Annotated in this window: 11 protein-coding genes; 7 read left to right on the forward strand and 4 right to left on the reverse strand. The window is 34.3% G+C overall.

The genetic code is table 11. The features are described 5' to 3' along the window. Positions 1-76: 76 nt before the first annotated feature. The 4 genes from rlmB to KZH69_RS07240 form a co-directional block, all read right to left on the reverse strand. Positions 77-811: a 23S rRNA (guanosine(2251)-2'-O)-methyltransferase RlmB gene (gene rlmB, locus KZH69_RS07225; RefSeq protein WP_219316786.1), complete on the reverse strand. Its 735-nt coding sequence runs from the start codon at positions 809-811 to the stop codon at positions 77-79. 83 nt (positions 812-894) lie between these two features. After that, positions 895-2,361, reverse strand: coding sequence for a SusD/RagB family nutrient-binding outer membrane lipoprotein (locus tag KZH69_RS07230; protein WP_219316787.1), 1,467 nt, complete (start codon positions 2,359-2,361; stop codon positions 895-897). Positions 2,362-2,365: 4 nt separating this feature from the next. Further along, positions 2,366-5,611, reverse strand: coding sequence for a SusC/RagA family TonB-linked outer membrane protein (locus KZH69_RS07235; RefSeq protein ID WP_219316788.1), 3,246 nt, complete (start codon positions 5,609-5,611; stop codon positions 2,366-2,368). A gap of 84 nt (positions 5,612-5,695) precedes the next feature. Next, the gene (locus tag KZH69_RS07240; protein ID WP_255557668.1) at positions 5,696-7,393 is read right to left on the reverse strand and encodes a BamA/TamA family outer membrane protein; all 1,698 of its coding nucleotides are present in this window, start codon (positions 7,391-7,393) and stop codon (positions 5,696-5,698) included. Between the two features lie 267 nt (positions 7,394-7,660). Here KZH69_RS07240 and rpsL point away from each other — a divergent pair, with 267 nt between their 5' ends. From rpsL to rplW, 7 genes are all read left to right on the forward strand, one after another. Continuing rightward, a complete protein-coding gene (gene rpsL / locus KZH69_RS07245) occupies positions 7,661-8,044 on the forward strand; it encodes a 30S ribosomal protein S12 (RefSeq protein WP_007136570.1) in 384 nt (127 codons plus the stop codon). Between the two features lie 73 nt (positions 8,045-8,117). After that, a complete protein-coding gene (gene rpsG / locus KZH69_RS07250; RefSeq protein WP_143391055.1) occupies positions 8,118-8,594 on the forward strand; it encodes a 30S ribosomal protein S7 in 477 nt (158 codons plus the stop codon). Positions 8,595-8,604: 10 nt separating this feature from the next. After that, positions 8,605-10,761: an elongation factor G gene (gene fusA, locus KZH69_RS07255; RefSeq protein ID WP_219316789.1), complete on the forward strand. Its 2,157-nt coding sequence runs from the start codon at positions 8,605-8,607 to the stop codon at positions 10,759-10,761. An 11-nt stretch (positions 10,762-10,772) separates the two neighbouring features. Beyond that, positions 10,773-11,078: a 30S ribosomal protein S10 gene (gene rpsJ, locus KZH69_RS07260; RefSeq protein WP_007803605.1), complete on the forward strand. Its 306-nt coding sequence runs from the start codon at positions 10,773-10,775 to the stop codon at positions 11,076-11,078. Between the two features lie 154 nt (positions 11,079-11,232). Next, the gene (gene rplC, locus KZH69_RS07265) at positions 11,233-11,850 is read left to right on the forward strand and encodes a 50S ribosomal protein L3 (protein ID WP_077377776.1); all 618 of its coding nucleotides are present in this window, start codon (positions 11,233-11,235) and stop codon (positions 11,848-11,850) included. Further along, on the forward strand, positions 11,850-12,479 hold the full coding sequence (gene rplD / locus KZH69_RS07270) for a 50S ribosomal protein L4 (protein ID WP_111411027.1): 630 nt from the start codon (positions 11,850-11,852) through the stop codon (positions 12,477-12,479). Before rplC ends, rplD begins: the two co-directional genes overlap by 1 nt. Before the next feature lie 6 nt (positions 12,480-12,485). Beyond that, positions 12,486-12,776, forward strand: coding sequence for a 50S ribosomal protein L23 (rplW, locus tag KZH69_RS07275; RefSeq protein WP_077377770.1), 291 nt, complete (start codon positions 12,486-12,488; stop codon positions 12,774-12,776). Positions 12,777-12,780: the final 4 nt, after the last annotated feature.

Below are 12,780 nucleotides of genomic sequence, written 5' to 3' on the forward strand. Positions count from 1 at the left end.
TCATTTTGTGTTTATTTCTTGAAGTGAAATTTTTCAATCCAAATTCTGTAATTTGAATTATAAAATCCGCAATCTTTTAGCTTCGTTGTCTAACTGCTTCGTATAAAAAAGCGCCACAGGCTACCGAAACGTTTAGAGAACCAATAGATCCAAACATAGGTAGTTTTGCTTTCTCGTCAACGATTTTAAGAACAGATGGATTTACTCCTCTGTCTTCTGATCCCATAATAATTGCTACAGGTTCATTCAAAGAAATATCATAAATATTTTGTTCAGTTTTTTCGGTGGCAGCAACGGTTTTGATTCCGCTGGCTTGCAAAAGGAAAATTGCATCTTTTATGTGCTCCACTTTACAAATCGGAATATTAAATACCGCACCTGCCGAAGTTTTAACCGTATCTCCATTTACTGGAGCCGAACCTGCTTTTTGAACAATGATTCCATTTACTCCTGTACATTCTGCTGTTCTGATAATAGCACCAAAATTACGAGCATCCGATATTTGATCCAAAATTAAAAACAAAGGTTTCTTACCGTTATCAATAACTGTTTCTATTAAGGTTTCCAAATCAAAAAAGGAAATAGGGGAGATGGTTGCTACTGCACCTTGGTGGTTGTTAGGAGTAAGTCTGTTAAGTTTTTCAACAGGTACATAAGAGAAATTGATATTGCCACGTTTCATCACTTTCATCAAGTCTTTCATCAGTTCGCTACTTGCTTCCTTTTGAATATAGACTTTATCTACCGTTGCGCCCGCTTGTATGGCTTCAATTATTGCTCTAATCCCAAATATTTGATGTTCTTTTTCCATGCGGCAAAGTTAAGTAAAAGGTTTGTATAAAAAAAACCACCAGCAAGGCTGGTGGTTTAGGTGTATTAAATTTATGAAATAAATTAGTTTTTATCCCAGAAAACATGTGATTTTAACTTGTCTCCACCAGGGATTGAAGCAGATGCCGCTTGCCAATTTGCACCGTTAACTGTTTGTTCATTAACAGGGTAGTTTAACCTTTTTGGAACTTGACCTTCAGCTTCAGAATATGCATTTGCAGGAGCAAGTAAGGCAGGGATATCTAATCTACGATAAGCTGTCCAGGCTTCAAATCCTCTGTTATAAAATGCAATCCATTCTTGTTTAGCAATTTTATCTTTACCAGATCCTGGAGATGTAAAAGCAACATTTGGGTCTAATAAATAAGCTGCTGCTTGATCTTTAATACCCCAATTTTCAAAAGAAGCAGTAATTGCTTGGTTGTAATAATATTCAGTTGAATTTCCAACTGAAAATCCATTTAAAGCAGCTTCGGCTAGATAAAAATTCACTTCAGTTGCTTCCATTAATAATGAAGGGAAATCTGGAGCTGTTAGAATAGGATTTACGTGAGAAAAATTCGTGTATATATTTGTGTAACCATATTTTCCTCCTTTATAAAGTCCAGAACTTAATGGTGTAAAATATTGCGCTCTTCTAGGGTCATTTAATGTATTCATCTCATTTACTATCGTTGCAGCAGGAACAAAATCATTTCTGCCAGATGCTACTAGATTTTCGTAAATAGGATTGTAATTTGGAGCAGATACAGCATATTTAAATGCTGCATTATTTCCATTTGTTGTTATTACTCCACCGTTGTAACCACTTTCAATTGTGCTTTTTGCTAATGTAGGATTCGTATCAATAAGATTAACTCCTAGTTTTACTTTTAATGAGTTTGCAAAAAGTTTCCATTTTGCAACATCACCTTTGTAAACAATATCACCTGTACTAAAAGATTTATTGCTAACGTCTAAATTTGCTATAGCTGCATCTAATCTTGTAATTAGTTTTGTATAGATTGTAGCTCCATCCTCATATTTAGGTAAAACATTTGTTTTTGGTTGTAATGCATCTGTATAAGGTACATTTCCAAATGAATCAACTATTATTTGATAGGTGTAAACTTCAAAAATTTCTATAATTGCAAGCTTGTTTTTTTGCTCACTTTGAAATTGTGAATCAGAAACTCCAGTAGGTGCAACTTCAGTTGGAATTACCTCTTTTGCAGATTCTAAACCACCAAGTACAGTAGCATATAAAATTCTCCAATGACGATCAGGTATTGATCTTGAGCTTACTCTATATCTTGATTCTGTGGTGTACTGTGTTGCTGCTAAGTACTGAGGGAAATATCTAAATATGGCACCTTCATTTACACTAGGGCTAGTCAATTGATCTGTTAACGCTTTTTGAGAATTTGCAAATAAAGTAGCTGCCGGAACTTCATAAGCCGCATCTTTATTCTCGTTAAAAGTGAGATCATCGCTTACACAACTTGTCATTATTAATGACAATATTGCTATTGAATATATTATTTTTTTCATTTTTTTAGAATTTTACTTTTAGGTTAAAAGAATATGTTTTAACTGATGGCATAACTCCAGACTGAAATCCCTGTATATTACCCGCAGAGGTTCCAGCTTCAGGATCTGCGTCCGGTAAATTTTTGTCAATAATCCAAACGTTATTACCAATTAAACTGAATGACATATCTTTAATAAAGCTTTGTCCAAGATATTTTGAAGGGAAAGAATAGGTTAAACCTACTTCTCTAAGTTTAACATAAGAAGCATCATATACAAAATTGCTATTCGGATTTCCGGAAACTCCAAAACCCATACCGCTTGCTTCACTAGAGTCAGATGCATCTACACGAGTTGTGTTGGTAACGTAATTCCCATTTGAATCTAACATAACACCTGGGTTGATATACCCACCACCATCAGCTAAAGTATTTCTAACTGGATTGCCTAAGTCATTGATGTATGCAGTTTGAACTCCTTGACCTGTGTCTTGTCCGTATGCCTGATCAAGTGAGAAAACGCTTCCTCCCTTTTTCATATCAATTAAAAAGTTAAAAGAAAAATCTTTATAAGTAAATTTATTTGACATACCACCTATCCATTTTGCCTGAATGTTACCAATTATTTGATTATCGACAGTTACGTAACTTCCATCTGCATCGACAATTTTATTTCCATTAGGATCACGAGCTATTCCTTGTCCTCTGATGGCACCATATTGTTCGCCAACAGTTGCATTAAGGGTAACATTTTGATTCCAACTAGCCAATTGAAGATTTGTTCTTCCTTCGTTTAATGAAACAACTTTATTTTCGTTTTTTGACCAGTTTACATTAACTTGCCATTGGAAATCTTTAGTTTTAATTGGATATCCTCCCAAAACTACTTCAATACCTCTGTTTTCAAGTTCACCAGCGTTGATCTGTGAAAAGCTATATCCTGTTGATGGAGATTGAGGCACGTTGAAAATTTGGTCTACTGTATTAGTTTTGTAAACAGATAAATCCATAGTTAATCTATTGCTGAACAATGAAGCTTCTAAACCAGCCTCCCAGCTTCTTTGTGTCTCAGGTTTTAAGTTTTGGAATTGAACAAATGTAGCGCTGTTTTGAAATAATGGATTTCCATTCAATAAACCATTATTAATTCTTGCACCCAATTGACCAGCAGCGGGATCATTTCCAACCTGCGCATAATTAAGTCTCAGTTTTCCCAAAGATAACCAATCTGCTTGCAATAGTTCTGAAAAAACAAAACTTGATCCAATAGAATAGTAATCATAAGTATTGTTGTCCACATATAGGCTTGTTGATTGATCACGACGATATGATCCTTCTAAGTATACGGTTTTGTTGTAATCAAGCGAAGCCTGTGCATACAATCCTGATTTTTCAGAATTTATTTCGGTTTCTACTGGGGCAACAAATTCCTTTGAATTTGCTAATGTGTAAAGTCCTGGTTTAACAAGACCACCAGTAGTTGATCCGTTAAATGAATCAACTCTTGATTTCACAAGTGTTGCTCCACCTAATACTTTACCACTAACAGTAGGGCTTAATTTAATATCATATGTAGCTATGAAATCATATGTTTGTTGAAGAAATGCTCTAGTGTATAAGGAATATCCTGAAGATTCACTAATTTGACTAATTCCAAATTCTTCTGCATGACTTCCAACCTGTTTTCTAAGCTCTTGTCTGTCGTTAGAGTTGTCGATTGTTGCTCTACCTAATAAGTTTAAATTTTCGGTAACGTCATAGCTCAAGTTTGCTCCTGTTGTGATTCTACGTCTAACATCGCTTTCGTAGTTTTCGTATCTGTCCCAATATGGATTATTCCAATATGCAGGTTTTAAATCGCCTGATAGTGGGTCATTCATATTCCAGGTAATGTTATCATTATTTCTGAAATATTCCTGTTTTAACTCTTTTATGTCAACGTTAGTTTGCCACCATTGTCTAAATCCACCTATAAAATTATCTCCATAACCTAAACTATTTCTACCAATAGTATTTTGATCAGTAAAGGTAAAGAAAGCTCTTGCAGTCAATTTATCACTTAAGTCTCTAGAGAAATTACCATTAAGAACGTTTCTTTTAAGGCTGCTATTTGGTAAAACCCCTTTGTCTGAATTATTCGTTATGCTTAAGTTAAAGGCACTTTTGTCATCACCTCCATTTAGGTTCAAACTGTTTATAGTGTTAAATGCTTTTTCAAAGAAAGTGGTAGGGTCATTTGTTGCTGCAACCCATGGAGTTGCCTTTCCAAAATTAGCATTTCCTGGCGCAAAAGCATTCCATTGGTATGCTGGTAGGCCATCAAAAGCATTACCGTAAGAAATGTCGTATCCAGTTGGTACAACTCTGTCATCAACACCATCGCCGTCAACATCTGTATAAGTGAAGTTATCATGACCATCATAACCACCACCACCATATTGTTTCTGGTAATGAACGAATGTAGATTTATCAATTACTCCAACGGATGCAGTTGTGCTGAATGAAACGCCCAGACCAGCATTTTTCTTTCCTTTTTTAGTCGTAATCATAATTGCTCCGTTGGCAGCAGAACTACCATATAAAGCTGTAGCAGCGGCACCTTTAAGAACGTTTACAGATTCTACGTTATTAGGGTCAATATCTGATGCGGAGTTACCAAAATCAAATCCGTCTCTCCCTGTTTGAGTATCTGAATCATTTAAATTCGCATTGGCTAAAGGTACACCATCAACAACAATCAAAGCTTGATTATTTCCTGTGATACTTTTTGTTCCTCTTAGTACAATGTTTGTCGATCCTCCAAAATTTGAATTGCTTCTTATTTCAAGACCTGCAACTTTTCCAGACAGATTGTTCAAGAAATTTGTTGTTGGTGCAGTGTTAATTGCAGCAGCGTCTAGTTTTTGAGATGCATAGCCTAAAGACTTCTTTTCTCTTGAAACACCTAATGCAGTAACTACTACGCTTTCTAATTGTGTAGCATCACTTGCTAATTTTACATTGACTGTAGCTGAACTTGCAGATTTCTCTGAAGTCTTCATTCCAACGTAGCTAAATACCAATACATCGCTTGGTGCTGCTTTGATAGAATATTTTCCATCAAAATCTGATTGAGTTCCATTTTTTGTCCCTTTCACTAATACACTCACACCTGGTAAAGGCATGCCTGCATTGTCGGAAACAATCCCTGAAACAGATCTTTCTTGCGCAAAAGTTAGTTGCGCCACTAGTACTACTAAGAGTACTAAGAATCCATTGAACTTTAGTTTCATTTTTAAATATTTTGAATTAGTGAGGCAAAAATCATAATAATTTGTTAACTATCCTAATATCTGAAACTCTTTTTTTTGTTAAAGCTAAAATTTAACATTATAACTTATCGTTATGTTTGTGTTATAAAATTTTATTTCTTCATTTTTTGTCTTACCATTTGTAATAGCGAATTTTAATAAGCCGTTTAGTGTTTGCAATCCAAAACCGAGTCCTATGCCAAGAAGTTTTTCATTTTTGTTTTTTTCTAGTGGTGCTGTTGGGTCTTGATAATAACAGTAATCTAGTATTGAATTGAAGTATAAATTTGGGGAAATCAAATATCGATATTCAGTAATTAGGGCTATCATTAAATTGGCTTGTAAGCTATTTTCTGTAAATCCTCTTATTGAATTAACTCCGCCAAAACGAAATAATTCATTCGTGAGGTAAGATTCGCTTTTTAAATAATAATTTTGATTTTTAACATTTATAATATTTTTCTCATTAATATAAAAATCATTCATTATGTTAAAATTTCCAAAATTTTGTTTTAATGAGGTGTCTGTGGTTGTGCTTCTATTTCCAGTGCCGATTCTTATGTTTACGCATGATTTTATAGGGAATAGGGTGTTTTTTTTATTAATGTTTTTTATTTCTATAGAAGTGGTGTAAAAAGTGTTTTTAAAATCCGTTAAGTTGGATGTGTTAGAGTTTTGAATTTCGCTTGATTCTGTTGATTCATAGCCTAGGTAGATCCTTCTGCTGTAATCTAAGGAGTAGCCGAGATGTAAATCTGTTTTGGAATTTTGAAAGATGCTATCTTGTTTGAAAATATTAATTTGTGCTTTAAGTGCTATTGAGGTATTGAGTAAGTATGGGATGTCCAAGCTCGCAGTGAAGAGTTTTTGGTTATTTCCGTCATTTTTCCAATAAATAGATAGTTCTTCTCCGTGTTTAAGTGAGTTTGTCAAAGTTAAGTCAAGGTATCCGTTGAAACGTATTTTATTGTTCTGGGAATTATTGAAGCCTATGTAGCCATCAAAATTATTTGCCTTTCTTTTTTCTAAATAAACAAATACTTTGGTGGTGTCATTTGTGAATAATATTTCTGGAAATTTAATTTGATTTACAAAATTGAATTTTTCAAATTCAGCATAAATTTCTTTTACCGATTGTTGGTTAAAAAGTGTGTTTTTGTATTTTTTGGAGATTTGTTTTTTGGCTCCTTTTGGAAATATTTTTTTTTGTTGTTCGTTGCTGTATTTTATTTCAATGGTATTTAGGACTCTTTTGGTCCCTGTAGTGATTGATAAATCAGCATAAAGATTTTGTTTTTTGTTTTGAATATTAATGAGTTTTACTTTTGCAAAGGCAAAGCCATTTTGTTCTAAGTTTTGTGTAGTATGTTTTAAAAATGATTCTGTTTGAGAATATGGTAATATTATACTGTCTTGATTTGTGATTAAATAATTTGGTAGAAATGAGGTGTTTTTTATACCTATATATATATGTATGTTTTTAAGTTGGCTTCCTAGTGAAATTTTCGCAGAGTAACTACTGTCATTTTCTTTGTTTTTTTTAAGTATTTGGTTTTCTAGATACCCGTTTTGAGTTAATCTTTTGCTTAATAAATTTATTTCGTTAATGACTTGTTTAGTGTCTTGGTGTTTTGTCTTATATGTAACGGAATCTATGATTTTTGTTTCGATGGGTGTGGTTCCAGTTATTTTTAATTGGAAAGTTTGGCTATAGGATGTGATATAGCTTAAGAGGAATGATAAAATGAGAATTTTAGATTTCAAGTTTTATTTTTTTATGGGAAGTGTTGCAAATATCAGTTCTTTGTTGGAATAATCATAATAATCTCTCATTGAAGTTTTTGTGTTGTGATGTCTTTTTTAGACTCAAAATGATATTTGTTCGGGTGAGTTTGTATTTTGTTAGTAAACAAATAATTACTTCTTCAGAAAATAAATGAATTATGGTTTGTAGAGTGAAAATTAATTTATACATTTGCAACCCCGTAAAAAGCGGGATTTTAATATAATAAGAAATTTTTAGTATTAATTATGCCAACAATTCAACAATTAGTAAGAACAGGAAGAACTCAGATAACTAAGAAGAGTAAATCGGTTGCTTTAGATTCTTGTCCTCAAAGAAGAGGGGTTTGTACGCGTGTTTACACTACAACACCAAAAAAACCAAACTCTGCAATGCGTAAAGTAGCGCGTGTACGTTTGACAAATGGTAATGAAGTGAATGCCTACATCCCTGGAGAAGGACACAATTTACAAGAGCACTCGATAGTATTAGTTAGGGGTGGAAGGGTAAAAGATTTGCCAGGAGTAAGATATCACATCGTTCGTGGTGCGCTTGATACGTCAGGAGTAGCAGGAAGAACGCAAAGAAGATCTAAGTACGGAGCAAAACGACCAAAAGAAGCGAAAAAGTAATTTAAAACGTTATTCCTGTAGAGGTACGATTCGTCGTGGCTGTGTGGGTATGAAATTTTATTAAAAAAAAGACATGAGAAAAAGAGCGGCAAAGAAAAGACCACTTTTACCAGATCCAAGGTTTAATGACCAATTGGTAACACGTTTTGTGAACAACTTGATGTGGGATGGTAAGAAATCAACAGCTTTTAAAGTTTTTTATGATGCAATTGACATTATAGAAACGAAAAAGCAAGATGCAGAAAAACCTTCATTAGAAATTTGGAAAGATGCTTTAACAAATGTTATGCCTCACGTAGAAGTACGTAGTCGTAGAGTTGGTGGAGCTACATTTCAAATTCCAATGCAAATTAGACCAGACAGAAAAATATCTATGGCTATGAAATGGTTGATTCTTTATTCAAGAAGAAGAAACGAAAAATCAATGGCTCAAAGATTGGCTTCAGAATGTTTAGCTGCGGCTAAAGAAGAAGGAGCTGCTGTTAAGAAAAGAATGGATACTCACAAAATGGCAGAAGCTAACAAAGCATTCTCTCACTTTAGATTTTAATTCTTAAGAAATGGCTAGAGATCTTAAATATACAAGAAATATAGGAATTGCTGCTCATATTGATGCTGGTAAAACAACAACAACAGAGCGTATATTATTCTATACTGGAAAATCACATAAAATTGGTGAAGTGCACGATGGTGCTGCGACAATGGACTGGATGGCGCAAGAGCAAGAAAGAGGTATTACAATTACTTCTGCTGCTACTACTTGTGAATGGAATTTTCCAACTACACAAGGTAAAATTTTACCTGAAACATTGCCTTATCATTTTAATATTATCGATACCCCAGGACACGTTGACTTTACAGTTGAAGTAAATCGTTCTTTGCGTGTACTTGATGGTTTGGTTTTCTTATTTAGTGCTGTTGATGGTGTTGAACCACAATCTGAAACTAACTGGAGATTAGCAGATCAATACAGAGTGCCACGTATTGGATTCGTTAATAAAATGGATAGACAAGGATCTAACTTTTTGATGGTATGTCAACAAGTAAGAGATATGTTGAAATCAAATGCAGTTGCAATCACTTTGCCAATTGGTGAAGAAAATGATTTCAAAGGTGTGGTTGATTTAGTTAAAAATCAAGCTATAGTATGGCATGAAGAAGGTTTAGGGGCTACTTATGATATTGTGCCTATTCCTGAAGATATGCTTGAAGAAGTAAAAGAATACAGATCGATTCTTATTGAGGCAGTAGCTGATTATGATGAGACTTTGCTTGAAAAATTCATGGAAGATGAAAACTCTATTACAGAGGAAGAAATCAACATTGCATTAAGAGCAGCTGTAATGGATATGGCTATCATTCCTATGATTGCAGGATCTTCTTTCAAAAACAAAGGAGTTCAATTCATGTTAGATGCAGTATGTAAATATTTGCCTTCTCCAATGGATAAAGAAGGTATTACTGGAATTCATCCAGATGATGCTGAATTGTTAGAAGAAGATCAAACTAAAATATTGCGTAAGCCAGATGTTAAAGAGCCATTTGCTGCTTTAGCTTTTAAAATTGCTACTGACCCATTCGTAGGTCGTTTAGCTTTCTTCCGTGCTTACTCAGGACGTTTAGATGCTGGTTCTTATGTTTTGAACACTCGTTCAGGAAACAAAGAAAGAATTTCACGTATCTACCAAATGCATGCTAACAAGCAAAACCCAATCGAATATATTGAGGCTGGTGATATTGGAGCTGCTGTTGGTTTTAAAGATATTAAAACTGGAGATACATTGTGTGATGAAAAACACCCAATTATTCTTGAGTCAATGAAATTCCCTGCGCCGGTAATTGGTATTGCTATTGAGCCTAAAACTAAAGCTGACGTAGATAAAATGGGTATGGCTTTGGCTAAATTAGCTGAAGAAGATCCAACATTTACTGTTAGAACAGATGAAGCTTCAGGGCAAACTATTATCTCGGGTATGGGTGAGCTTCACTTGGATATCTTGGTTGATAGAATGAGACGTGAATTTAAAGTTGAAGTGAACCAAGGTGAGCCTCAAGTTGAATACAAAGAAGCGTTTACTAAAAAAGCACAACATAGAGAAACTTACAAGAAACAATCTGGAGGTCGTGGTAAATTCGGTGATATCGTATTTATTTTAGAGCCTGCTGATGAAGTGGATGGTAAAACTCCAGTTGGATTACAGTTTGTGAATGCTGTAAAAGGAGGTAACGTTCCTAAAGAATACATACCTTCTGTTGAAAAAGGTTTCCGTGAAGCTATGAAAACTGGTCCTTTAGCAGGATACCAAGTAGATAGTTTGAAGGTTACTTTGTTGGACGGATCTTTCCACCCTGTCGATTCTGATGCACTTTCTTTTGAGCTTGCAGCAAGAATGGGTTATAGAGAAGTAGCTAAAGCTGCAGGAGCTGTAATTCTTGAGCCAATCATGAAGATGGAAGTGATTACGCCGGAAGAAAACATGGGAGATATCGTTGGTGATATTAACCGTCGTAGAGGTCAGGTGAATGATATGGGAGATAGAGCTGGTGCTAAAACTATTAAAGCTGATGTGCCTTTATCAGAGATGTTTGGATATGTAACTACATTAAGAACGTTATCTTCTGGTAGAGCAACTTCAACAATGGAATTTTCACACTACGCTGAAACACCTTCTAATATTTCAGAAGCAGTTATCAAAAAAGCAAAAGGAAACGCATAATCTTTAAGAAAATGAGTCAAAAAATCAGAATAAAATTAAAATCTTACGATCATATGTTGGTAGACAAGTCTGCTGAAAAGATTGTAAAAACGGTAAAAACAACAGGTGCTGTTGTAACTGGTCCAATTCCATTACCAACACACAAAAAACTTTTTACAGTATTGCGTTCTCCACACGTAAACAAAAAAGCAAGAGAGCAATTTGAAGTAATGTCATATAAGAGATTAATTGATATTTATTCATCTTCATCTAAAACTATTGATGCTTTAATGAAGCTTGAATTGCCAAGTGGAGTTGAAGTTGAAATCAAAGTTTAAGTACTTTAAGAGTAAAAAGGAACGCCGTTTTTAGGTAAAAAATATTTTTTTGGTTTGTGTGTAAATAAGTTATACATTTGCACCCACTTAAAAAATAGGATTTGCTTAAAAGCTGCGTTCTATATTTATATTTAATAATTAATAATTAATATTTATGTCTGGGTTAATTGGTAGAAAAATCGGCATGACTAGTATTTTCGACGAAAACGGGAAGAATATTCCTTGTACAGTAATCGAAGCTGGTCCATGCGTTGTTACCCAAGTCAGAACCAAAGGTGTTGACGGGTATGAAGCGTTGCAACTTGGTTTCGATGACAAAAACGAGAAACATTCCACAAAAGCGGCTGTAGGTCACTTTAAGAAGGCTGGAACTGTAGCTAAGAAAAAAGTCGTTGAATTCCAAGATTTCGCAACAGAACAAAAATTAGGAGATCTTATTGATGTTTCTATTTTTGCTGAAGGAGAATTTGTAGATGTACAAGGTGTATCTAAAGGTAAAGGTTTTCAAGGGGTTGTGAAACGTCACGGTTTTGGTGGTGTTGGTCAAGCAACTCACGGTCAACACAACCGTTTAAGAGCGCCAGGTTCTGTAGGAGCTTCTTCTTATCCATCTAGAGTATTCAAAGGAATGCGTATGGCTGGAAGAATGGGAGGAGATAATGTAAAAGTTCAAAACCTTAGAGTTTTAAAAGTAGTTGCTGATAAGAACCTACTTGTTGTTAAAGGGTGTATTCCTGGTTGCAAAAACTCTTATGTAATCATTCAGAAGTAATGGAAGTAAAAGTATTAGATTTCAACGGAAAAGATACTGGAAGAAAAGTTCAACTTTCTGATTCAGTTTTCGCAATCGAACCAAATAATCACGCTGTATATCTTGATGTAAAGCAATATTTGGCTAATCAAAGACAAGGTACTCACAAAGCTAAAGAAAGAGCTGAAGTTGCGGGAAGTACACGTAAGATTAAAAAACAAAAAGGAACAGGTACAGCTCGTGCGGGTAGCGCTAAAAACCCTTTGTTTAAAGGTGGAGGAACAGTTTTTGGACCTAGACCAAGAAGTTATTCATTCAAATTGAATAAAAACTTGAAACGTCTTGCTAGAAAATCTGCATTTTCAATTAAAGCAAAAGAGTCGAATATAATCGTACTTGAAGATTTTAATTTTGAAACGCCAAACACTAAAAATTTCATTAATGTTTTGAAAGCTTTAGAGTTAGAAAACAAAAAATCACTGTTTGTGTTGGGTGATACGAATAAAAACGTATATTTGTCCTCACGAAATTTAAAAGCTTCAAATGTTGTAAGTAGCTATGAATTAAGCACTTACGCTATTTTAAATGCTAATAATCTAGTGCTTTTGGAGAGTTCTTTGGAAGTAATTGAAGAAAATTTAAGTAAATAATAGGATATGAGCATCATAATTAAACCTATAGTAACGGAAAAAGTAACCAAAGAAAGTGAAGTTTTAAACCGCTTCGGATTCGTTGTTGACAGAAAAGCAAACAAAGTACAAATTAAGAAAGCTGTTGAGGCTGCTTATGGAGTAAATGTTTTGAGTGTTAATACAATGAATGTGAGACCGGATAGAACTACAAAATACACTAAAAGTGGTTTGATCAGTGGAAAGACTAACGCTATTAAAAAAGCGATTGTTCAAGTACAAGAAGGAGAAACAATTGATTTTTACAACAATATCTAAGATA

The sequence above is a fragment of the Flavobacterium taihuense genome (assembly GCF_019351435.1).
Classification (GTDB): Bacteria; Bacteroidota; Bacteroidia; order Flavobacteriales; family Flavobacteriaceae; genus Flavobacterium; species Flavobacterium taihuense.

What these genes read in the sequence shown, in the direction of transcription:
- KZH69_RS07235 (WP_219316788.1), bottom strand. Translation starts at nt 5,611, where the DNA reads ATGAAACTAAAGTTCAATGGATTCTTAGTACTCTTAGTAGTACTAGTG.
- rpsL (WP_007136570.1), top strand. Translation starts at nt 7,661, where the DNA reads ATGCCAACAATTCAACAATTAGTAAGAACAGGAAGAACTCAGATAACT.
- KZH69_RS07230 (WP_219316787.1), bottom strand. Translation starts at nt 2,361, where the DNA reads ATGAAAAAAATAATATATTCAATAGCAATATTGTCATTAATAATGACA.
- rpsG (WP_143391055.1), top strand. Translation starts at nt 8,118, where the DNA reads ATGAGAAAAAGAGCGGCAAAGAAAAGACCACTTTTACCAGATCCAAGG.
- fusA (WP_219316789.1), top strand. Translation starts at nt 8,605, where the DNA reads ATGGCTAGAGATCTTAAATATACAAGAAATATAGGAATTGCTGCTCAT.
- rplD (WP_111411027.1), top strand. Translation starts at nt 11,850, where the DNA reads ATGGAAGTAAAAGTATTAGATTTCAACGGAAAAGATACTGGAAGAAAA.
- rpsJ (WP_007803605.1), top strand. Translation starts at nt 10,773, where the DNA reads ATGAGTCAAAAAATCAGAATAAAATTAAAATCTTACGATCATATGTTG.
- rlmB (WP_219316786.1), bottom strand. Translation starts at nt 811, where the DNA reads ATGGAAAAAGAACATCAAATATTTGGGATTAGAGCAATAATTGAAGCC.
- rplC (WP_077377776.1), top strand. Translation starts at nt 11,233, where the DNA reads ATGTCTGGGTTAATTGGTAGAAAAATCGGCATGACTAGTATTTTCGAC.
- rplW (WP_077377770.1), top strand. Translation starts at nt 12,486, where the DNA reads ATGAGCATCATAATTAAACCTATAGTAACGGAAAAAGTAACCAAAGAA.